This is a genomic window from Pseudomonas sp. COR18 (assembly GCF_048568395.1).
Lineage (GTDB): Bacteria > Pseudomonadota > Gammaproteobacteria > Pseudomonadales > Pseudomonadaceae > Aquipseudomonas > Aquipseudomonas fuscovaginae_B.
Genome location: NZ_CP183808.1, coordinates 418,165 through 438,681 on the forward strand (window position 1 = coordinate 418,165; position 20,517 = coordinate 438,681).

The 20,517-nt window shown below is 64.9% G+C and carries 20 protein-coding genes and 1 pseudogene; 8 read left to right on the forward strand and 13 right to left on the reverse strand.

The genetic code is table 11. From position 1 onward, the window contains the following. Positions 1–19 precede the first annotated feature (19 nt). The 6 genes from ACM62G_RS01900 to ACM62G_RS01925 all read right to left on the reverse strand — a co-directional run bounded on the left by ACM62G_RS01900 (position 20) and on the right by ACM62G_RS01925 (position 3,571). Entirely contained in the window at positions 20–766 is a 747-nt protein-coding gene (locus ACM62G_RS01900; RefSeq protein WP_419736600.1) for a putative DNA-binding domain-containing protein, read from the reverse strand. Continuing rightward, complete coding sequence (locus tag ACM62G_RS01905) at positions 763–1,614, reverse strand: DUF692 domain-containing protein (RefSeq protein WP_054057654.1); 852 nt, start codon at positions 1,612–1,614, stop codon at positions 763–765. Before ACM62G_RS01905 ends, ACM62G_RS01900 begins: the two co-directional genes overlap by 4 nt. An 83-nt stretch (positions 1,615–1,697) precedes the next feature. Continuing rightward, positions 1,698–1,964, reverse strand: coding sequence for a hypothetical protein (locus tag ACM62G_RS01910; protein WP_054057655.1), 267 nt, complete (start codon positions 1,962–1,964; stop codon positions 1,698–1,700). Between the two features lie 53 nt (positions 1,965–2,017). Beyond that, positions 2,018–2,785: an alpha/beta fold hydrolase gene (locus ACM62G_RS01915; protein WP_054057656.1), complete on the reverse strand. Its 768-nt coding sequence runs from the start codon at positions 2,783–2,785 to the stop codon at positions 2,018–2,020. Between the two features lie 76 nt (positions 2,786–2,861). Then, entirely contained in the window at positions 2,862–3,299 is a 438-nt protein-coding gene (locus ACM62G_RS01920) for a DoxX family protein (RefSeq protein WP_054057657.1), read from the reverse strand. Continuing rightward, a complete protein-coding gene (locus tag ACM62G_RS01925; protein ID WP_017906588.1) occupies positions 3,296–3,571 on the reverse strand; it encodes a DUF2282 domain-containing protein in 276 nt (91 codons plus the stop codon). Before ACM62G_RS01925 ends, ACM62G_RS01920 begins: the two co-directional genes overlap by 4 nt. A gap of 363 nt (positions 3,572–3,934) precedes the next feature. Between ACM62G_RS01925 and ACM62G_RS01930 the strand changes: the two genes are divergently transcribed. Genes ACM62G_RS01930 through ACM62G_RS01945 form a run of 4 tightly spaced genes read left to right on the forward strand, consistent with a single transcriptional unit; the run spans position 3,935 to position 6,905 of the window. Next, positions 3,935–5,107 (forward strand): SpoIIE family protein phosphatase, encoded by a 1,173-nt coding sequence (locus tag ACM62G_RS01930; protein WP_419736601.1) that lies wholly within the window; start codon positions 3,935–3,937, stop codon positions 5,105–5,107. Continuing rightward, the gene (locus ACM62G_RS01935) at positions 5,104–5,673 is read left to right on the forward strand and encodes a SiaB family protein kinase (protein ID WP_054063841.1); all 570 of its coding nucleotides are present in this window, start codon (positions 5,104–5,106) and stop codon (positions 5,671–5,673) included. Before ACM62G_RS01930 ends, ACM62G_RS01935 begins: the two co-directional genes overlap by 4 nt. Before the next feature lie 19 nt (positions 5,674–5,692). Continuing rightward, positions 5,693–6,082: a DUF1987 domain-containing protein gene (locus tag ACM62G_RS01940; RefSeq protein WP_054063842.1), complete on the forward strand. Its 390-nt coding sequence runs from the start codon at positions 5,693–5,695 to the stop codon at positions 6,080–6,082. Positions 6,083–6,104: 22 nt separating this feature from the next. Continuing rightward, positions 6,105–6,905: a GGDEF domain-containing protein gene (locus ACM62G_RS01945; RefSeq protein WP_054057660.1), complete on the forward strand. Its 801-nt coding sequence runs from the start codon at positions 6,105–6,107 to the stop codon at positions 6,903–6,905. On the opposite strand, the gene ACM62G_RS01950 is transcribed toward ACM62G_RS01945, so the two are convergent. The 3 genes from ACM62G_RS01950 to ACM62G_RS01960 form a co-directional block, all read right to left on the reverse strand. Beyond that, positions 6,906–8,231: an OprD family porin gene (locus ACM62G_RS01950; RefSeq protein WP_419736602.1), complete on the reverse strand. Its 1,326-nt coding sequence runs from the start codon at positions 8,229–8,231 to the stop codon at positions 6,906–6,908. Positions 8,232–8,601: 370 nt separating this feature from the next. After that, positions 8,602–9,789, reverse strand: a complete 1,188-nt coding sequence (gene cfa / locus ACM62G_RS01955; protein WP_419736603.1) for a cyclopropane fatty acyl phospholipid synthase — start codon at positions 9,787–9,789, stop codon at positions 8,602–8,604. Between the two features lie 337 nt (positions 9,790–10,126). Then, positions 10,127–11,323 carry an amino acid aminotransferase gene (locus ACM62G_RS01960; protein ID WP_054057662.1) on the reverse strand — a complete coding sequence of 399 codons (1,197 nt, stop codon included), beginning with the start codon at positions 11,321–11,323 and terminating at the stop codon, positions 10,127–10,129. 337 nt (positions 11,324–11,660) lie between these two features. Here ACM62G_RS01960 and uvrB point away from each other — a divergent pair, with 337 nt between their 5' ends. Further along, positions 11,661–13,676, forward strand: a complete 2,016-nt coding sequence (uvrB, locus tag ACM62G_RS01965) for an excinuclease ABC subunit UvrB (RefSeq protein ID WP_419736604.1) — start codon at positions 11,661–11,663, stop codon at positions 13,674–13,676. Positions 13,677–13,802: 126 nt separating this feature from the next. Here uvrB and ACM62G_RS01970 read toward each other — a convergent pair whose 3' ends face one another. Beyond that, positions 13,803–14,612 carry a sulfite exporter TauE/SafE family protein gene (locus ACM62G_RS01970; RefSeq protein WP_419737593.1) on the reverse strand — a complete coding sequence of 270 codons (810 nt, stop codon included), beginning with the start codon at positions 14,610–14,612 and terminating at the stop codon, positions 13,803–13,805. Between the two features lie 108 nt (positions 14,613–14,720). Here ACM62G_RS01970 and ACM62G_RS01975 point away from each other — a divergent pair. Further along, a pseudogene (locus tag ACM62G_RS01975) lies at positions 14,721–15,475 on the forward strand (AraC family transcriptional regulator). Positions 15,476–15,559: 84 nt separating this feature from the next. After that, complete coding sequence (locus ACM62G_RS01980) at positions 15,560–16,528, forward strand: hypothetical protein (RefSeq protein WP_054057669.1); 969 nt, start codon at positions 15,560–15,562, stop codon at positions 16,526–16,528. A gap of 5 nt (positions 16,529–16,533) precedes the next feature. On the opposite strand, the gene ACM62G_RS01985 is transcribed toward ACM62G_RS01980, so the two are convergent. Together ACM62G_RS01985 and ACM62G_RS01990 are read right to left on the reverse strand one after the other, a co-directional pair. Beyond that, positions 16,534–17,109: a hypothetical protein gene (locus ACM62G_RS01985; protein WP_273825007.1), complete on the reverse strand. Its 576-nt coding sequence runs from the start codon at positions 17,107–17,109 to the stop codon at positions 16,534–16,536. 190 nt (positions 17,110–17,299) lie between these two features. Then, a complete protein-coding gene (locus tag ACM62G_RS01990; protein WP_273825008.1) occupies positions 17,300–18,292 on the reverse strand; it encodes a diaminopimelate epimerase in 993 nt (330 codons plus the stop codon). Positions 18,293–18,450: 158 nt separating this feature from the next. On the opposite strand from ACM62G_RS01990, the gene ACM62G_RS01995 reads away from it, so the two are divergent. Next, positions 18,451–19,098, forward strand: coding sequence for a carboxymuconolactone decarboxylase family protein (locus ACM62G_RS01995; RefSeq protein ID WP_273825009.1), 648 nt, complete (start codon positions 18,451–18,453; stop codon positions 19,096–19,098). Between the two features lie 22 nt (positions 19,099–19,120). Here ACM62G_RS01995 and gudD read toward each other — a convergent pair whose 3' ends face one another. Beyond that, positions 19,121–20,473 (reverse strand): glucarate dehydratase, encoded by a 1,353-nt coding sequence (gene gudD, locus ACM62G_RS02000; RefSeq protein WP_419736605.1) that lies wholly within the window; start codon positions 20,471–20,473, stop codon positions 19,121–19,123. Positions 20,474–20,517: the final 44 nt, after the last annotated feature.

Below are 20,517 nucleotides of genomic sequence, written 5' to 3' on the forward strand. Positions count from 1 at the left end.
CTTGGCAAAGAGAATGGGGTCAGTCGATCGCGACGATCAGTTCGCTGGCGAGCCAGCCGGCCAGCAGCGCACCCGCCCGGGCCACGCCCTCGGACTCGCCGAGACGCTCGACCAGCCACTGGCACAGGCCGGCGAAACTGCCGTTTTCCTGTACTCGCAGCAGCGCCTGGTACTCCAGGGACTCCAGCGGACGCAGGCGCGAGGTGAATTGCCGACGCCAGACGATCACCCCGCCCGGCTCGGCGAGCATTTCGCTCGCAGGCGGCGGCGTCTCCTCGCACAGCGCCGCCCAGATCGGTTCGGCATTGGTGGTCAGCGCATGGCTCCTGAAAGACGGCGTCAGGCACAGCCGCGCCGTGTCCCAGTCGATGCTCGCCAGCGCCTCCAGTGGCAGGGCCTGGGCATCCTCGGCGACGAAGGCATCGTTGAGCGCCGACTCGATCCAGGCCAGCTCATGCACATCGGGATTGTTTGGAAACAGCTCGACCAGGCTGGCATGGAAACCCTGCGGGTAGGCGTCCAGCGTCCAGGCGTGGGGCGGCTGCCGGTCGATATGGGCGATCGCCGCGGCGAGGAAGGCCTCGTCGCCGATCCACCGACGCACCTGGGCAAACGCCTGCTCCAGGCAACCCACCAGTTGTGCCCGGTAGTTGTTCTGGTAGACCGCCAGGCCGGCTTCCAGGCCCTCGCCGAGACGTCCTGCGGCTTCGTCGGCCCCAGTCACCAGCCATTGCCGGAACTGCTGTTGCAATTGCGCCAGGTTCATACCGCCCTCCGCAGGCCGCCACGGGCATTCGCCGCGCCGATGGCACGGGCGATATCCAGTTCCGCCAGCAGCTCGGCCAACGGCGGGATATGGTCGTCGCGCTCGATCATGGTCGCAGCGGTGCCGAAGCGCGCCACCGCCTCGGCATACAGCGCCCAGACCGCCTCGCAGACCGGGCTGTCATGGGTGTCGATCAGCAGGTGCTCGCCCTGGCTGTGCCCGGCCAGGTGCATCTGGCGCACGCGGTCGGCGGGCAAGCCGTCGAGAAAGGCCAGGGCATCGAAACCATGGTTGCTGGCACTGACGAAAACATTGTTGACGTCGAGCAGCAGGCCGCAGCCGGTGCGCTCGGCCATCGCGCCGATGAACTCCCATTCGGTCATCGAGGCACCGTCGAAGGCCAGGTAGCTCGACGGATTTTCGAACAGCATGGAACGGCCGAGGGCATCCTGGGCCATGGAAATATTGCGGCAGACGATCTCCAGCGCCTCCTCGGTGTAGGGCACCGGCAGCAGGTCGTGGGCGTTGAAGTGGCCGATACGCGACCAGCTCAGGTGGTCGGAAACGAACAGCGGGTCGATCTCGTCGACCAGTTGCCGCAAACGACGCAGGTAGTCCGGGTTCAGGCCGTCCGCCGAGCCGATGGACATCGACACGCCGTGCAGCACCACCGGATGCCGCTCGCGGACCTGGCGCAGGATGTGCCGGGGCTGGCCGCCTTCGACCATGAAGTTCTCGGAGATGACTTCGACGAAATCGACCGGAACCTCGGTCTCCAGGAAGTCCCGATAGTGTTCCTTGCGCAGGCCCAGGCCGAAGCCCGAGAAAACAGAAGTGGAAACCGACATCGCAGGTACTCGCTTGAGAGGGAAGCTTGGGTATCCGTGTGGATGCGTGGGGCCACAGGAGTAGCCCCACCACCGGCTTGCGCTTACTTCGGCTCGGTCAGGGTGCCGCCGGCCTTCAGGCACTCGCTCGGGGTTTTCACCACGACGCCCTGCCCCTTGCAGCCGTTCAGGCCCTTGCAGTCGTTCTTGGCGGTGGCGCAGAGGCTTTCGCCCTTGCAGCTGTTGACGCCGTAGCAGCGGCCCGGCTGCTCCTTGTCGGCGGCGCTGGCCGAAACGGTGAAGGAAGCGGACGCCAGGGCGATCAGGGCGGCGGCAGTGGCGAGGCTCAGGCGGGAAGCGGTAGTGGTCATGGTGTCTCTCCAGATAAACAGGGTTGTGGGTGAAGCAATGGGGGTCAGTGGACTTACTTGGCGTTCAACGCGGCTTGCTCGATGACTTTCGCCACCGCCTCAGGCTGCGAGATGTACACGGTGTGGCTGGCCTTGATCTCGGTGACCTTGGAACCGGCACGCTTGTACATCCAGCGCTGCAGGTCGGGGTTCAGGGCCTTGTCGTCGGTGGCGACGATTCCGTAGCTCGGTTTCTTGTGCCAGGCGGCCGCCCAGTTCTGCGTACCGAAGGTCGCGGCAGCGGCCGGTACCTGCGAGGCCGCCAGGAAATCGGTGCGGTTGGTGGTCTGGTCGGCGGCGAAGTCCTCGCCGAACTTGGCCCGGTCGACGAACAGCAGGCCGTCACGGGTGGCGTGGATGTCATTGCTCGGCGACGGCATGGAACCGAGCAATTGGCCCAGGGTCTCGCCGACCTCCGGTTGCAACCCGGCGACATAGACCAGTGCCTTGACCTTGTCCCGGTCGCCGGCGATACCGATCACCGCACCGCCGGAACTGTGGCCGACCAGCACCACCGGACCGACCTGCTGGTCGAGGATCTCCCGGGTGGCGGCGACATCGGCATCCAGGCTGGTGGCCGGCTGGTGCACCACGGTGACGTGGTAGCCCTTGTGGATCAGGATGTCGTGCACCACCCGCCAGCCGGAGCCGTCGACGAACGAGCCATGGACGATGACGATGTTCCTGGCACCCGCCGGTGCGGCCGGCTCGGCGGCGGCACTGGCGAACATCGGTGCCGCCAGGGCCAGGGCGCTGAAGGCCAGGATGGGTAACTTGCGCATGCTGCATCTCCTCAAGCCGTCATGGCTTGATGTTGTGGTTGAAAATCTTCAGTTCGAGAGGGCGTCGGACGGCGAGTCAGTTCGAGCCGCGGCGCAACAGCCCATCCAGCGACCACTTGCCGCCGCCGTAGGCGATCAGGGGCAACAACAATCCGGCCCAGGTCAGGTGCGTCGGCCACGCGTCGGGGTAGACGAACACCTCGATCACCGCCGTCATGCCCAACAGGGCCAGCGCCGCCGGCCGGGTCAGCAACCCCAGCACCAGCAGGATCGGGAACAGGTGCTCGGCATAGGTCGCCAGGTGAGCCGCCAACTCGGGCGAAATCAGCGGCAACGCATACTCCGAACGGAACAACACGTAGGTCGTCGGCTTGATCGTCAGCAGGCCTTCGACCTTGGTTCGTCCCGACAGGAAGAACACCGAAGCGATCCCGACCCGGGCCACCAGCAGCAACAGGGACTCGGGCAACAGCCGGCCGAGGCCGGCGGTCACCGCCCCGGCACTGCGGCTCATGGTTGCTCCGTCAGGGAACCGAAGCCCTTGGGTGTCTTGATCTGGGTGCAGGTGCCCTTGTCCACCAGGACCCAGGCGTTGCCCTGGTAGTCGGTCTTGGCGGTGCCCGCGCAGGACGTACCGGCACCGGCGGCGCAATCGTTCTGACCGGCCTTGGACACGCCGTAGCACTTTTCCTTGGGGGCCTGGTCATCGGCGGCATGGGCCCCGACCGCGAAGGCGCTGAGGGAAATGGCGAGGGTGGCGGCGAGGGCGGCGTATTTGCTCTTCATGGTGTTCTCCTTGATCAACGATGGGGTGAGCGAATCAGCGGCTCAAGCGGCTGCGCTGTTCGACAGGCAAAGTTAATCGCGGGCGTGTATCCCCTCTGTGTCGCACAACCGGCCAGGGCGTCGCCGGATGTATCAGTCAGCAGTGCGTACACACTGTGATACACAGCCGCGCGGCAGCCGCATCATTCGTTGGCGAAGCAGCGGGTTCGGGAGAGCAGACGAGAGATCGTCATACAAGCGTCATATTGGAGCGATAGCGTTGTGCCTTCACTTTGCCCGGCGATTCCCAGCATGCGTGCAGAAAGCTTCTCCTTCATGCGTCCACAACGCTCCCGAGATCACCGTTGTGCCGGAGATCTCTGCATGCAGATGCCGGCGATAGACGCCAGCAGCACCAACGCCCTGGTGATGGAAACCTTCAGTTCGCAGAAGGAGGTGGCCTGCCTGGCAGTGGTGGAAGAGGCACGGCCCATCGGCCTGATCAATCGCAACATCTTCCTGTCGATGATGAGCAAGCCGTTCCACCGCGAGCTGTACGACAAGAAGAGCTGCATCGCCTTCATGGACAAGGAGCCGCTGATCGTCGACGCCGGCATGAGCATCGAGGAACTGACCTTCAAGACCGTGGAATCCGGGGAAAAGGCCCTCTCCGACGGCTTCATCGTCACCCGCGACGGACGCTTCGCCGGGCTAGGCAGCGGCCTGCAACTGATGGCGGTGGTGGCGGCCATGCAGGCCGAGAAAAACCGCCAGATCATGCAGAGCATCGAGTACGCCAGCGTCATCCAGCGCTCCATGCTGCGCGCCTCGCGGGACACCCTCAAGGCGACCCTGGACGACGCGGTCCTGCTCTGGGAACCCCGGGATGTGGTCGGCGGCGATTTCTACCATTTCTGCGCCTACCCCGATGGCTGGTTCGGCGCGATCGCCGACTGCACCGGCCACGGCGTGCCCGGCGCCTTCATGACCCTGATCGCTTCCTCGTCGCTGACCCAGGCGCTGGCCCGGCTCGGCCCCCGCGACCCCGGCGCACTGCTGGCGGCGGTGAACCGCAGCGTCAAGGAACTGCTCGGCCAGGTGCACAGCAGCGATGGCACACCGGAATCCGATGATGGCCTCGATGCCGCGTTCCTCTGGTTCGACAACGCCAGCCAGACCCTGAGCTTCGCCGGCGCGCGCATGGCGCTGCACGTGCTGCCGCCGGCGGCCGAACAGATGGAAACCCTGGCCGGGCAACGGGTCGGCGTCGGCTACGTGGACAGTGCCATCGACTACCAGTGGCCGGTGAACCGCATCGCGCTGGCGCCGGCCAGCCTGGTGTTCATCGCCACCGACGGCCTCACCGACCAGATCGGCGGCCCGCGCCACATCGCCTTCGGCAGGAGCAAGGCCTTCAACACGATACTGGAGCAGCGCAATCAGCCGGCGACCGTCATCGGCGAAGCCCTGCAACGCACGCTGGCCGATTGGCAGGGAGAGCAGGCCCGGCGTGACGACCTCACCCTTTTCTGTGCGCGTCTTGGAAACGAACCATGATCAATTCGAATGCTGCCCACCCCGACTACCACTTCTTCGATCTGGCCCAACAGCGCAACGTGATCTTCTATCACATGGGCTATTTCTCCCACACCATCGTCAGCGCGATGGCCGAGGTGGTCCGGCTGCAGTTGGAGATCTCCGGGGTGAACGGGCCGACGCGGCGCAAGCTGTTCTCGTCCTTCGTCGAACTGTCGCAGAACATCATTCACTACTCCTCCGACTCGCTGCCCGGCGAGCCCGGCGAAGAGTCCGCGCTGCGCCAGGGTGCGGTGTGCATCAGCAGCGAAGGTGACCGCCACCTGATGCTCTGTGCCAACCCCATCGCTACCGGCGACGTCGAGCGCCTGCGGGAAAAACTCGAGCCGCTGCGCAACATGTCCCTGGAAGAGATCAAGCAGGCCTACAAGGTCACCCTGCGCGCGGAAACCCCGCTGGAAAGCAAGGGCGCGGGCCTGGGTTTCCTGACCATGGCGCGTGACTCGAGCGCACCGCTGGAGTTCGACTTCTACCCAAGGGCAGACGAGCCTGGCACCACGCTGTTCTGCCTCAAAGCAACTATCTGATCAGAGTGACACCATCACCATGGACAATTTCTACATCGAAGCAACCGCCACCTCACCGGAAGTCGACTTTCGTTTCGATCAGAACCTGCTGACGATCAAAGGCGAGTCCTACCCGGAAAATGCCGCCGCCTTCTATGCCCCTGTCCTCCAGCAACTGCGCAGCTACCTCGCCTCCCGCGAGGACACCGTGATCACCACGCACATTGCCCTGGCCTACTTCAACAGCTCCAGCACCAAGATGCTGTTCAGCATCTTCGATGCCCTGGACCAGGCGGCTCAATCGGGCAACGAGATGCAGGTGCACTGGTACCACGACGAGGAAGACGAGACCATTTTCGAGTTCGGCGAAGAATTGAAGGCCGACTTCACCGCGATTGTCTTCAACGACCACGCCACGTCCCCCCAATGATTCTCCGACAAGGATGATGAGCATGACCGCTTCAGTCACTCGCGCAGGCGCACAGGCACAGGACGAAGCCGAACCCGACCTGTTCCGCAGCGAAACTGACGCCCTCGAACACGCCCGTTCGATCCTCGCCCTGACTGAGGCCGACGCCCCGGTGTACCGGCAGGCGCTCGCCGACCTCACTGTCCACTTCGAGCGCCTGATGCGCGAGACGCGCCGCCTGATCCGCCGCAGCGACCGTGCCGAGCGCGAGATGAACACGCTCAACGCGCAGTTGCAGACCCTGGCACGCCAGCTCGAGTACCGCGCCACCCACGATGCCCTCACCGGTGTGCTGAACCGCGGCGCGGTCATCGACCTGACCGTGCAAGCCCTGCAGAAAACCGGAGCGGTGATGGTGGTGCTGGACATCGATCACTTCAAGCAGATCAACGACGAGTTCGGCCACCCCGCCGGCGATGCGGTGATCCAGGGCATCGTCGGTTGCCTGCGACAGATCGTCGGCAATGCCGGGTTCATTGGCCGGGTGGGTGGCGAGGAGTTCACCGTGCTGATTCCCGGCGGGACGCTCGAAGCCGGCCTGGAACTGGCCGAAAGCCTGCGCCAGACGGTTGCCACGCACGTCTTCGGGGCGCCGGTGAACCGGCAGATCACCGCCAGTTTCGGCGTCAGCGCCAGCCCCATGGGCACTCGCTTCGATTGCGCCTATGGCCGGGCGGATGCCGCGCTGTACCAGGCCAAGCGCACCGGCAGGAACCGTGTGGAAGCGGCGCGGGCGGACACGCCGCCACCGGCCGGAGCAACGCCCTCCTCCCCCGCCGCCTGATCAGAACACCGAGATCGGGTAATCGGCGATCAGCCGCAGCTCGTTGTTGTTGCCCTCGGCCTGGTCGGCGTTGCCGCGATGGAACGACTGGCGCAGGCGCAGGGACAGGTCCTTGGCCGGACCGCCCTGCACCACGTACTTGGCCTCGACATCGGTTTCATGGTGCTCGCCGTTGGCACCATAGCCATAGGCCCGGTAGGGGCTGTCCGCCGCCATTTTGGTGCCATCGATGTCATCACCGTGGACATAGCGGGTCATGAAGCTCAGGCCCGGCACGCCATAGCTCTGCATGTTCAGGTCATAGCGCGCCTGCCAGGACTTCTCCCCCGGACCGTTGAAGTCCGAGTACTGCACCGAGTTGGCCAGCAGGATCGAGTCGCCGCCGTCGCCGGGGCCGTTGGTGCCGAAGCCGGCATAGTCGAATGGCGTGTCACCATGCACTTTCTGGTAGGCCAGGGTCACCGTGTGAGCGGTCAGGAAGGTGTAGGCGGTAGCGAAGGAGAACGTGGTGTTGTTGATCGCGCCGGCCTTGGCCTGGCCCTCGTCGAGGGTACGGTAGAGGTTGAAGTCGAAGTTCAGCGACTGCCCCGGCGAGAGCGGCAGGGTGTAGTTGGCATTGGTGTAGTACTGGCGCCAGATGTCTTCGAACTCGGAGCCGTAGAGGGTGAAGTTCAGGTTGTCGCTGACGCTGTACTTGCCGCCCAGGAAGCTGACCGCGTTGGTCGGGACGTTGGCGTAGGTGGCATACAGATCATGGTCGCGGCTGGTGGTGACCACCCCGGTGCCGCTGGTGAAGTGGCCGGCCTCCAGGTCCAGCCCCTTGATCTCGCTGCTCTGCAGGTCGAAGCCGGTAGCGGTTTCCGGGATCAGCCGGGTGCCGCCGGCGGCGAACACCGGCGCGGTCGGCTGCATGTCGCCATAGCGCAGTTCGGTCTTGGAAACCCGCAGCTTGAGCGCACCGCCGGCCTTGGCATAGTCATCCTCGGGAGAACCATCGCGGCCGATCGGCAGGTTGCCGGTGCCTGCGGTACCCGGGCCGCCATCGAGCTTGATGCCCCAGTAGCCGAAGGCATCCACGCCGAAACCGACGGTGCCCTGGGTGAAGCCGGAGCTGTAGTTGCCGAAGATCCCCTGGGTCCAGTCCTTGAGATCGGATTTGCCATCCTTGCGGTCACGGTCGAAATACTGGTTCTTCAGGTGCAGGTTGAGGCTGCTGTCTTCGACGAAGCCCTTGGCGTCACTCTGGTCGGCGATGGCATCGGCCATCGCGACCTGGGCCAGGCCCAGCGATACCGCCAGCGTAAGCAAGTTGATCTTTACCGACATCGTTATTATCCCCTGGTCAATGAAGTTTCACTCTTTTGTTGAAGCGAACGGCAGCGCGCACGCCGTCATCCGCGCGGAGAGTGGAAACGCGAAACATGGAAAATGGCAGAGAGGCCCGAAGGCCAAGGACAATCTTCAAAAGTACGCAAGCGGGGGATCTGGCCGGGCTTTGTCTGTCGCGCTCCGAAGCACGCCGCTGGGGCGCCCTGGACAGGAACCGGAACATTTCAGAGTGCCGACCAGAGGCCTCTGTTGTTATTTTTCACTGCCGGTTTCTATATATATTTTTCCATTGATTCGAACCATGTTCGAGGCGTTAATTAGCCATGAAAGATTATTCATCGATCATTAACTCGACGCTGCACGGAACTCAGGACACGCGCTGATAACCGCCGATCACGCCCTGTTTCGACAGTACCCACTGCCATAGCTGGATGTCCCTGGCGCGGAACGCCCCGGCGCAGGACAACAGGTAGTAGCGCCACATGCGACGGAAACGCTCGCCCATCTGTGCAGCGAAGCGTGGCCAGGCCGCTTCGAAGTTCTCGTACCAGGCCATCAGGGTCTTGTCGTAATCGGCGCCGAAGTTGTGCAGGTCCTCGACGACGAACAGGCCATCGACGGCATCGCCGATCTGGCCGATGGAAGGCAGGTCGCCGTTGGGAAAGATGTACTTGTCGATCCAGCGGTCGGTGGTGGAATGGCGGCGGTTCTTGCCGATGGTATGCAGCAGGAACAACCCATCGTCCTTGAGGCAGCGCGCGGCGGTTTCCATGTAGACCCGGTGGTTCTTGCGCCCGACATGCTCGAACATGCCGATGCTGACGATATGGTCGAACTGCCCGTCGACATCACGGTAGTCCTGCAGGCGGAATTCCAGCGGCAACCCGGCATAACGCTGCTGCGCCCAGGCGGCCTGGTCCCGGGAAATGGTCACGCCGACGCACTCCACACCATAGTTCTGCGCCGCATAGGACATGAAGCTGCCCCAACCGCAACCGATGTCCAGCACGCGCATGCCCGGCTCCAGGCGCAGCTTGCGGCAGATCAGGTCGAGCTTGGCATTCTGCGCCTCGACCAGGTCTTCGGCTTCGCGCCAGTAGCCGCAGGTGTAGGTCATCCGCGGGTCGAGCATGCTCGCGTAGAAATCGCTGCCCAGGTCATAGTGCTGTTCACCGACCTGCCAGGCCCGCTTGCGGTTCTGCAGGTTGAGCAGCCTGACCCGGGCGGCGTGCAACAGCATCGCCATCGGGTTGACTCCATCCGCCAGCCCCGAGCGCAGCAGCCGGGCAAAGAACTCATCCAACTGGTCGGCGTCCCAGTCGCCGTCCATGTAGGCCTCGCCCAGCCCCAGGCTGCCTTCGGACAAGGCCCGCTCCGGCACACCCGGTCGATTCAGGCGCATATCCCAGGGTGCCCGACCGTCCAGGCGCAAGCCGGCCTTATCGAGCAGCGCTTCGGCCAGTCGATGGGAGCTGCTGGGCGGGGTACGGTCAGGGGAAATATCGGGAGTATCACAGGGCCGGGAGGCTAAAGAATCTTCGCACTTTGACTGCATCGGGAATCCTTACTTCTCAACTTGCACCGGAAGTGGACAACGAGGCCATTGTTCAAACCGTGGACGCAGGCGCTCAGGTTGACTATCGAAGCTCCAGGAAGCTTATGTCCGGGCTCTGGAGCCTGACAAACAAGGATTTGATAAAAGTGCTTTACCGAACTTGTAACAATTTATGAATCCACCGAAGGTGCGGCAGAGAGGCTGATACCTGGGAGTTTGCCGGTAACGCTTGCCCGCGAAGGGGCCGGTCGGGCGGGAAACGCAAACAGAAAAGCCCGCATCGCTGCGGGCCTTTCTTGCATCCGAAGAGCATGGCGGGAACGGCCCCGCCCCGCGATCAGATCACCTGGACGATGGCCTTGACCACGGTCTCGATGTTGCGCTGGTTCAACGACGCCACACAGATACGGCCGGTATCCAGGGCATAGATGCCGAACTCGCTCTTCAGGCGTGCCACCTGCTCCACGGTCAGACCGGAGTAGGAGAACATGCCGCGCTGACGACCGACGAAGCTGAAGTCACGCTTGGCGCCATGCTGGGCCAGCAGATCGACCATCTGCATGCGCATGTCACGGATGCGATCGCGCATCTCGGCCAGTTCCGCTTCCCACTGGGCACGCAGCTCAGGGTTGTTCAGCACGGTCGCGACGATGGTCGCACCGTGGGTCGGCGGGTTGGAGTAGTTGGTACGGATCACGCGCTTGACCTGGGACAGGACGCGGGCAGTCTCTTCCTTCGATTCGCTGACGATCGACAGCGCCCCGACGCGCTCGCCGTACAGCGAGAACGACTTGGAGAACGAGCTGGAAACGAAGAAGGTCAGGCCCGACTCGGCGAACAGGCGCACGGCGGCGGCGTCCTCGTGGATGCCGGCACCAAAGCCCTGGTAGGCCATGTCGAGGAACGGCACCAGGTCACGGGACTTGATCACGTTCAGCACGTCCTGCCAGTCGGAGGGGCTCAGGTCGACGCCGGTCGGGTTGTGGCAGCAGGCGTGCAGCACGACGATGGACTTGGCTGGCAGCGCGTTGAGGTCTTCCAGCAGGCCGGCACGGTTCACGCCGTTGCTGGCGGCATCGTAGTAACGATAGTTCTGCACCGGGAAACCGGCGGTTTCGAACAGCGCGCGGTGGTTTTCCCAGCTCGGGTCGCTGATGGCGACGGTGGCGTCCGGCAGCAGTTGCTTGAGGAAGTCGGCCCCGATCTTCAGTGCGCCGGTACCACCGACCGCCTGGGTGGTGAGCACGCGACCGGCGGCGATCAGCGGCGAATCCTCGCCGAACAGCAGGGTTTGCACGGCCTTGTCGTAGGCGGCGATGCCGTCGATCGGCAGGTAGCCACGGGAAGCATGCTGAGCCGCGCGCTGGGTCTCGGCTTCGACAACGGCACGCAACAGTGGGATCTTGCCACTTTCGTCACAGTAGACACCCACACCCAGGTTGACCTTGTCGGTACGGGTGTCGGCATTGAATGCTTCGTTGAGGCCCAGGATAGGATCGCGGGGTGCCATTTCGACAGCGGAGAACAGGCTCATTATTGCGGCGGCTCTGAATGGAGGGTGATCGGGGGTGACAACGCTCCAGCCGATTGCACTAGAGCGGTGCACAAACGGGGAGCTAGTATAGAGGCCATCACTGGCGACGGCGACCGGCTATTGTCGGATTCCGACAAGTTTTTTGGATTTATTTTACGCCCGACAGTCGAAATGTAACCCGACGTCCGACAGACGCCTGCCTTGAAAGCGATCGGACGAAACACCATTTCCAGGCTTATGATGCCTTTTTCCGCGACATGCCGTCGTGGACGATCCTTTTCGTCGCTGCGCGGCCTGCCGGGCAGCAGTGCCGGCGCGGCACATCAAGAGGTACGTTATGTCCCAATTCCAGCTCGTCACCCGCTTCCAGCCCGCCGGCGACCAGCCCGAGGCGATCCGCCAGATGGTCCGGGGCATCGAGGCCGGCCTGGCCCACCAGACCCTGCTCGGGGTGACCGGCTCGGGCAAGACCTTCAGCATCGCCAACGTGATCGCCCAGGTCCAGCGCCCCACCCTGGTGCTGGCACCGAACAAGACCCTGGCCGCGCAGTTGTACGGCGAATTCAAGACATTCTTCCCGAACAACGCCGTCGAATACTTCGTTTCCTACTACGACTACTACCAGCCGGAAGCCTACGTCCCCTCCTCCGATACCTTCATCGAGAAGGATGCGTCGATCAACGACCATATCGAGCAGATGCGCCTGTCGGCGACCAAGGCCCTGCTCGAACGCAAGGACGCCATCATCGTCACCACGGTGTCCTGCATCTACGGCCTGGGCAGCCCGGAAACCTACCTGAAGATGGTCCTGCACGTGGACCGCGGCGACAAGCTCGACCAGCGCGCCCTGCTGCGCCGCCTGGCCGACCTGCAATACACCCGCAACGACATGGACTTCGCCCGGGCGACCTTCCGCGTGCGCGGCGACGTGATCGACATCTACCCGGCCGAATCCGACCTGGAGGCGATCCGCGTCGAGCTGTTCGACGACGAGGTGGAAAGCCTGTCGGCCTTCGACCCGCTGACCGGCGAGGTGATCCGCAAGCTGCCGCGCTTCACCTTCTACCCCAAGAGCCACTATGTGACGCCGCGGGAAACCCTGCTCGAAGCCGTCGAGGGGATCAAGCAGGAACTGCAGGAACGCCTCGAATACCTGCGCAACAGCAACAAACTGGTGGAGGCCCAGCGCCTGGAGCAGCGCACCCGCTTCGACCTGGAGATGATCCTCGAACTGGGCTACTGCAACGGCATCGAAAACTACTCGCGCTACCTCTCCGGACGCGAAGCCGGCGCCCCGCCGCCGACCCTCTACGACTACCTGCCGCCGGATGCGCTGCTGGTGATCGACGAATCACACGTCAGCGTTCCGCAGGTCGGCGCCATGTACAAGGGCGACCGCTCACGCAAGGAAACCCTGGTGGAATACGGCTTCCGCCTGCCGTCGGCGCTGGACAACCGGCCGATGCGCTTCGACGAGTGGGAGGCGGTGAGTCCGCAGACCATTTTCGTCTCCGCCACCCCCGGCAACTACGAGGCCGAGCACGCCGGCCAGGTGGTCGAGCAGGTGGTACGCCCCACCGGGCTGGTCGACCCGCAGGTGGAGGTGCGCCCGGCGCTGACCCAGGTCGACGACCTGCTCTCGGAGATCAACAAGCGCGTGGCCCTGGAAGAGCGCGTGCTGGTCACTACCCTGACCAAGCGCATGGCCGAGGACCTCACCGACTACCTCGCCGACCACGGTATCCGGGTGCGCTACCTGCACTCGGACATCGACACCGTGGAGCGGGTGGAAATCATCCGCGACCTGCGCCTGGGCACCTTCGACGTGCTGGTGGGTATCAACCTGCTGCGCGAAGGCCTGGACATGCCGGAAGTGTCGCTGGTGGCGATTCTCGACGCGGACAAGGAAGGCTTCCTGCGCTCCGAGCGGTCGCTGATCCAGACCATCGGCCGCGCCGCGCGCAACCTCAATGGCAAGGCGATTCTCTACGCCGACAACGTCACCGGCTCCATGCAGCGGGCGATCGGCGAGACCGAACGGCGTCGTGACAAGCAGATCGCCTTCAACGAGGCCAACGGCATCACCCCCAAGGGCGTGGTCAAGGACGTCGCCGATATCATGGAAGGCGCCACCGTGCCCGGCTCGCGCAGCAAGAAGCGCAAGGGCATGGCCAAGGCTGCCGAGGAAAACGCCCGCTACGAAAACGAACTGCGTTCGCCGAGCGAGATCAGCAAGCGCATTCGCCAGCTGGAAGAAAAGATGTACCAACTGGCCCGCGACCTGGAGTTCGAGGCGGCGGCGCAAATGCGCGACGAAATCGCCAAGCTGCGTGAGCGCCTGTTGAACGTGTAGCCCTCGATCCCTGATCGCTCCCACGCTCTGCGTGGGAGCACAGCCCGTGACGCTCTGCGTCACCAGAGCGGATGCGGAGTGACCTGCAGGGGCTTGCCCGCGAACAGCCTCACGCTCGGCGCCTCGTCAGCCGAGCACCATCGCCAGCAGCACCAGCCCCAGCAGACCGATGTAGAACCCTGCATGCAGCCGGTCCGGGATACGCCCGATCAGGGGCGTCGCCAGGCGCATGCCGAGCAGCGAGCCGAGGATCAGCAGGGCGAATGCCGGAAGGTTCACGTACCCGGCGAACCAGGGCCCCAACCCCAGGGGATGGACCCCGGCCAGGAGCACGTAGGTCAACGTCCCGACCACCGCCACCGGCACGCTCAACGGATTGGCCATGGCCGTGGCCAGCGTCATGTTCAGGCCGCTGCGCCTCAGCAACGGCACGGTCATGACGCTGCCGCCCACCCCGAGCAAGGTCGCCACGCTACCGATCAAGACGCCACCCAGCACCGTCACGCCAGGCGTCAATGGCCGAACCGGACGGGACCCCGCCGGCCGGATGAAACCTTGCCGCGCCAGGCAGTCAAGCAAGGTCAATCCCAGGTAGACGATGAAGGCCCAGCGCAGCACCTCACTGCTGAGCCAACTGGCCAGCACCGCCCCCAGTAACGCGCCCAGGCCGATGAAGCCGGCGAACGGCCAGATCCACTCCCCGCGCAGATTGCCGGCACGCCGGTGCTTGCCGGTGGCGATCAGCGCATTGACGATCATCACGCAGGTCGAGGTCGCCACCGCGATCTGCATCGCCGCCCCGCTGACAGCCGGCTCCGGGCTGTCACGCAGGGCCCGGTACACCAGCGGTACCACCACGAAACCACCACCGAAACCGAACAGCACGCTGGTCACGCCGGCCAGCGCGCCCAACAACGCCAACAGCCCGTAAAGCATCATGTCAGGTCCTTTGAGGAACGAAGCCCGCATATTGCTCCGCCGGGGCTTGGCGCGCCTGCGCAAGTCAGCCAATATCATTCGTGATTCGGCCAGACCGCCATCCCCATGCTCAATAGCCCACTCGCCCTGTACGACCACCTGCCCCGGGCGGTGATCGCCATCGGCACCGACTATCCCGGGGCCACCTGCTGGCCCGCCATCAGCACCGGCGGGCGCAATTGCTCTACGGTGCCAGCGGGGTGATGCATGTGCTGACCGACGACGGCAACTGGATCGTGCCACCGCAGCGGGCGGTCTGGATTCCTCCTCAGGTGCCGCACCAGGTGCTGATGCTCGGCGTCAGCACCCGCAGCCTGTACATCGAGCCCGCTGCGGTCGCGACGATGAGTGCCAGTTGCCAGGTGCTGGAGGTCTCGCCGCTGCTGCGCCAACTGCTGCTGGCCGCCGTCGAGATGCCGGTGGAGTACGCCGAACAGGGCCGAGACGGGGCCCTGGTCAGCCTGTTGCTGCATGAACTGGCCGCCGCCGGCAGCCTGCCGCTGCATATCCCCCTGCCCCAGGACCCGCGCCTGCTGCCGCTATGCCAGGCCTTCGTCGAACAGCCGGATATCCGCCAGTCGCCCGAGGCCTGGGCGGCGCGGTTGCATATGAGCCTGCGCAGTTTCGGCCGGCTGTTCCACGGCCAGACCGCCCTGAGCTTTTCCCAGTGGCGCCAGCGGGTCTGCGTGGTCCTGGCCCTGGCGCGACTGGCCGAAGGTGAAGCGGTGACGCGCATTGCCCTGGATTTCGGCTACCAGAGCCCGGCAGCGTTCTCGACCATGTTTCGTCGCACCCTGGGCCGGGCGCCCACCGACTACTGAAACGGCAACGGGCCGGACCGACAGGTACACGACGCCAGAATGCCTGTGATATTAATGACCTACCGCGCCGCCGATGGACCGAGCATGAAATTCGACAAAGCCTACTGCGTCAGCCTCGACGAGAAACTGACAATCTACGATGTCCGCGACCTGAACTTCGACGAGACCGTACCCTTCGATTCGGACACGGAAATCTTCCAGTGCCCCAACGATGCCTGCCGCAACGCCTTCGACCGCAGCAACCACCTGACCACCTTCAATGCCCGTCGGGTCCGCTTCAAGCGCACCCCGCACTTCAAGAACACGCCCAGTACCCGGCACCTGGCGGACTGCCCCTACCTCAGCCCGGAAACCGCACCCGACCTGCTCGACCCGGACCAGGCGCCGGACGGGATCGAAGGCGAGCAGAATTTCCCGGTGGAGTTGCTGCTGAGCCGTCGCGTCTACACCCGCAAGCCCACCACGCCAGCCGACTCCGCCCACCCGGAGCCGAAGGAGGCAACCCGCCCGGCGGGCGACAGCAGCGCCACCAGCACGCCCAGGGCGACACCGAATCGCACCAGCGTGTTCGCCCACCCGGTGGAATGCTTCGTCTCCAACTTCGCCAACAAGGATCTGCTCAAGCGCATGCCGCTGACCATTGGCGAGCTGAGCCTGAACTACAACGCCTTCTTCAAGCGGGTCGAGTACTGCCAGGATCGCAAGGGGCTGATCTACTGGGGCAGGATCAAGGAGATCAAGGACTACAGGAGCAGCTTCAGCGTGGTCTTCGACAAGCCGGTCTGGGCCGACCGCAAGCGCTATTCGGTGAACGTCTACCTGAGCAAGAGCCTGATCGAAAACTACCGCCAGCGCACGGCGTTCCTCGAGGAGATCAAGAGCGTGATCGACCAGGCCGATGACCTGTACTGCTTTTTCTACGGGGTGACGCCGGAGCTGAAACAGGTGCCGAGCAAGAAGAACCCGGAGCAGACCTTCAGCGTGTTCAGCTGTGAAATCGAGAACCTGGATCACTTCCTGATTCGCGAAGCGTCAGCCCTCGATACGCCTTGACCGGATCACTCGGCCGCCGTGGCCCGGGTGACCGTGGCACCGGCCCACTGGTAGGTCTTGTGGGCCGCGCAACGGCTGTCGCTGGCCTTGGAGCGGTCGAAGATGAACTCGAAGGTCACCGCCCCCTGGTAGTCGGTGCGCACGATGCGGTTGACGTCCAGCAGATGCCAGTTGCCGTCCTGCTTGAGCGAATCCGGCGAGTGATAGACGTCGTTGCCCCTGACCACACCCTGGCGATTGAGCGTGTCCAGATGGAAATTGATATTGGCCTTGTTGCCACCGCCCTCGCCCCCGCTGCGCACGATGCGGTATCTCACCGTACTGACATCGAAATAGGCCGAACTGCCGGCGGAGGCGAAGGCCACCCTGGCCTCCAGCTCGCCCCGGAAACGCCCGACCGAGCAGGAGAAATAGTCGGTGCGGATTCCGCCCAGCACCTCCGCGGGACTCGGCTCGACACCGTCGGGGGCGGTGGAGGACGCCGCCAGTTGCTCGCCATTCGCCTGCCCACCCTGGGCCGCCGCCGCAAACATCAGCCCCGCACACAACAACGTACCGCATAAACCTCTGAGCGCTTTCATCGCAAATTCCATTTGATCGGGTTGAGAATCCGGGCCCGTTCTTGTGACCCGGTCCGGGAACGGCCGTTATCGGCCGGCGATCCCGTCGATTCATCAAGCCAAAAAGCGCCCGGGGCGGACAAGGGTGCAACGCCCCGGTGGCGAGAGAGGGGAATCCGAACAACACGTCAGCGGTGTTTGGTCGGGACGATCAGACCTGGCGCCGGGCCGTGCCGAACAGGTGCACGCCCTGCAGTTCGCCGCCCTGTTCCAGCAGGCGGATCGGCGCGGTACCGCCCGGCATTTCGACCCGAACCTCGCCCGCGGCGACCCAACCGACCCTCCAGGCCGCACAGGCCACCGCACTGGCGCTGGTGCCCGAGGACGCGGTCGGCCCCTCGCCGCGCTCGAACACCCGCGCCTGCAGGTGCCCCGGCGCCACGAGCATCGCCCACTGCAGGTTGACCCCGGCCGGGCACGGCTCGCCCGCCCCCATCGGTGGCGCAAAGGCAATCGCGGTCAAGCCCTGCTCCAGCGCCGTCTCCAGCATCTGTGGGTTGCTCGGCAATGCCGAGAGCTGCTCCACCAGGGTCACGCAATGGGGATTGCCGACCCGCACGAACTGGCTGCGCTGCCAGGCTTCGTTCAAGCGCGCCAGGGGCGCGACATGGCTCAGCTGACGGCCATTCAACCCGACCTCCCCGGTGCCGCAGGCAGCGACTGCCGCGGGGCCGAATTCCGGTTTGCCCAGCGCCAGCCAGAAGCCCGGCTGGCCCTCCACCTGCGCCGGTTCCACCGCCGTCGCGACAGGAGACGAACCGCCCGGTTGATCGTGATGGACCCGCAACAGGCTGCTGCCTTCGGCCGCCAGCAGACCCTGCTCGCTCAATGCCTGAGAAAAGATCGTCAGGCCGTTGCCACTGCGCTCGGCCAGGGTGCCGTCGGTATTGACGATCAGCAGATCGAACGGCGCCGCGCACTGGAACGGCCCGACCAGCAAACCGTCGGAGCGATGGTGCTTGCCTCCCCGTCCCGGCTCCTGCCCCGCCCAGCCGCACAGCGCTTGCACCGCCGCAACCGACCAGTCGCGCCGCTGCAACGCCGCCCGGGCGGCATCCACCGGTACGTCGAGCCCCAGTGCGCGCAACTCCTCAGGGCTCGCCACCGCATAGATGTTCCCGCGTGCATCATAAAACGTCGCCATGGTCCCGCTCCGGCAAAACCCTCACTTTAGCCGCGATCCCCGTGGGGAAAACACCCGGGCGTTAGCATTTTCCAGCGGATTGGCTAGGCTGCCAGCTGTCGATGTCCTGCTGTCGTCGACGCGCGAAGGATTCCCCGGATCGCCAATTAGGAGACAGCATGAACGACAAAGCCCCCATGGCCGAGCTCTACTGCGAAGGCCGCAAGCAATTCATCGACCTGGTGCCCAACGGCGGCGCCCGCCTGGATGCGCTGTTCCACACCACGCCCGCTCTCGGCGAGCTGGCGGTCGGCGTGGTCTACGGCCACCTGCACCAGCGCCCCGGCCTCGATCCCCGACTGCGGGAGGCCGCGACCTTCGCCGCCATCGTCGCGGCGGGGATGGTCGGCCCGCCCCTGAGTGTACACTTCAAGACCGGCCTGGCCTCGGGGCTGGCCCCGGGCGAATACACCGAACTGCTGTTGCAGGCCTCGGCCTTCACCGGCTTTCCCAGGGCGGTAACCACCGCCGAACGGCTCAACCAGTTGTTCGCCGAGGAAGGAATGACTTCACCACCCGCGCCGGCGCCACGCGCGGTAGTGCTGGAATTCTGCGACGCGGTGCGGGACAACAGCGAGCACTTTCCAGTCTCGCCACAGATACGCGCACTGTTGCGCCCGCCCCATCGGTTGCAAGTCACCGCCACGGCGGCGGACCAGGTGCTGGTGGAGAGTTATCAGAAAGGTCATCCGTTGCCGAGGGGGCTCTTGCTGGTGCGCGTCGACGGCGAGCGGATCGTCGCCGTGACGCTGTTCGACCCCGTATAGGGGCCTGTGTGGCCACTAGCAGTCAGCGCACCAGGCAGGGACGCTTGTTGTCGAACGACCAGCCGGGGATCAGGCACTGCATGGCCACGCTGTCGTCCCGGGCGCCAAGGCCCATGTGGCGGTAACACTCATGGGCGCGGGCCACCGCGTCCATGTCCAGTTCGATCCCCAACCCCGGCTTCTGCGGCACCTGGATGAAGCCGTCGACGATCTGCAACGGCTCGCGGGTCAGGCCCTGGCCGTCCTGCCAGATCCAGTGGGTGTCGATGGCGGTGATCTCGCCCGGCGCCGCCGCGGCGACATGGGTGAACATCGCCAGGGAAATGTCGAAGTGGTTGTTGGAGTGCGAGCCCCAGGTCAGGCCCCACTCATGACACATCTGTGCGACCCGTACCGAGCCCTGCAGGGTCCAGAAATGCGGGTCGGCCAGCGGGATGTCGACGGCGTGCAACTGGATCGCATGGCCCATTTCCCGCCAGTCGGTGGCGATCATGTTGGTCGCCGTCGGCAGGCCGGTGGCCCGGCGGAACTCGGCCATGACTTCGCGCCCCGAATAGCCGTTTTCCGCACCGCAAGGGTCCTCGGCATAGGCCAGCACCCGATGCTGGTCGCGACACAGGGCAATCGCCTCCCTGAGCGACCAGGCGCCATTCGGATCGAGGGTGATGCGGGCCGCGGGGAAACGCTCGGCCAGGGCCGTCACCGCTTCGATCTCGCGTGCGCCCTCGAGCACGCCGCCCTTGAGCTTGAAGTCGTTGAAACCGTAGCGCGCCTGGGCAGCCTCGGCCAGGCGGACGATCGCCTCCGGGGTCATCGCCTGCTCGTGGCGCAGGCGGAACCAGGCGTCCTCGGCCTCGGCCTCATTGCGGTAGGCCAGGTTAGTGCGCTGCCGGTCGCCGATGTAGAACAGGTAGCCGAGCACCTTGACCGCTTCCCGCTGCTGCCCCTCGCCGAGCAGCGCCGCCACCGGTACGCCGAGGAACTGGCCGAGCAGGTCGAGCAGCGCCGCCTCCAGGGCGGTGACCGCATGGATGGTGATGCGCAGGTCGAAGGTCTGCAGCCCGCGGCCGCCGGCATCGCGTTCGGCAAAGGCCTGGCGGACCTGGTTGAGCAGCTTCTGGTAATTGCCGATGGACTGGCCCAGCAGCAGCCCGCGCGCATCCTCCAGGGTCGCGCGGATCCGCTCGCCACCGGGCACCTCGCCGACGCCGGTGCGGCCGCTGCTGTCGGTGATGATGACGAGATTGCGGGTGAAGAACGGCCCGTGGGCGCCACTGAGGTTGAGCAGCATGCTGTCGTGGCCGGCCACCGGGATGACCTGGAAGCCGCTGATGACCGGGGTCTGGCCGGCAGTGCCGAGCGTCTGTGCATTCATGATGGGTACCTGTCTGGCGAAACTGTCGTTTCGAAAAAAGTGTC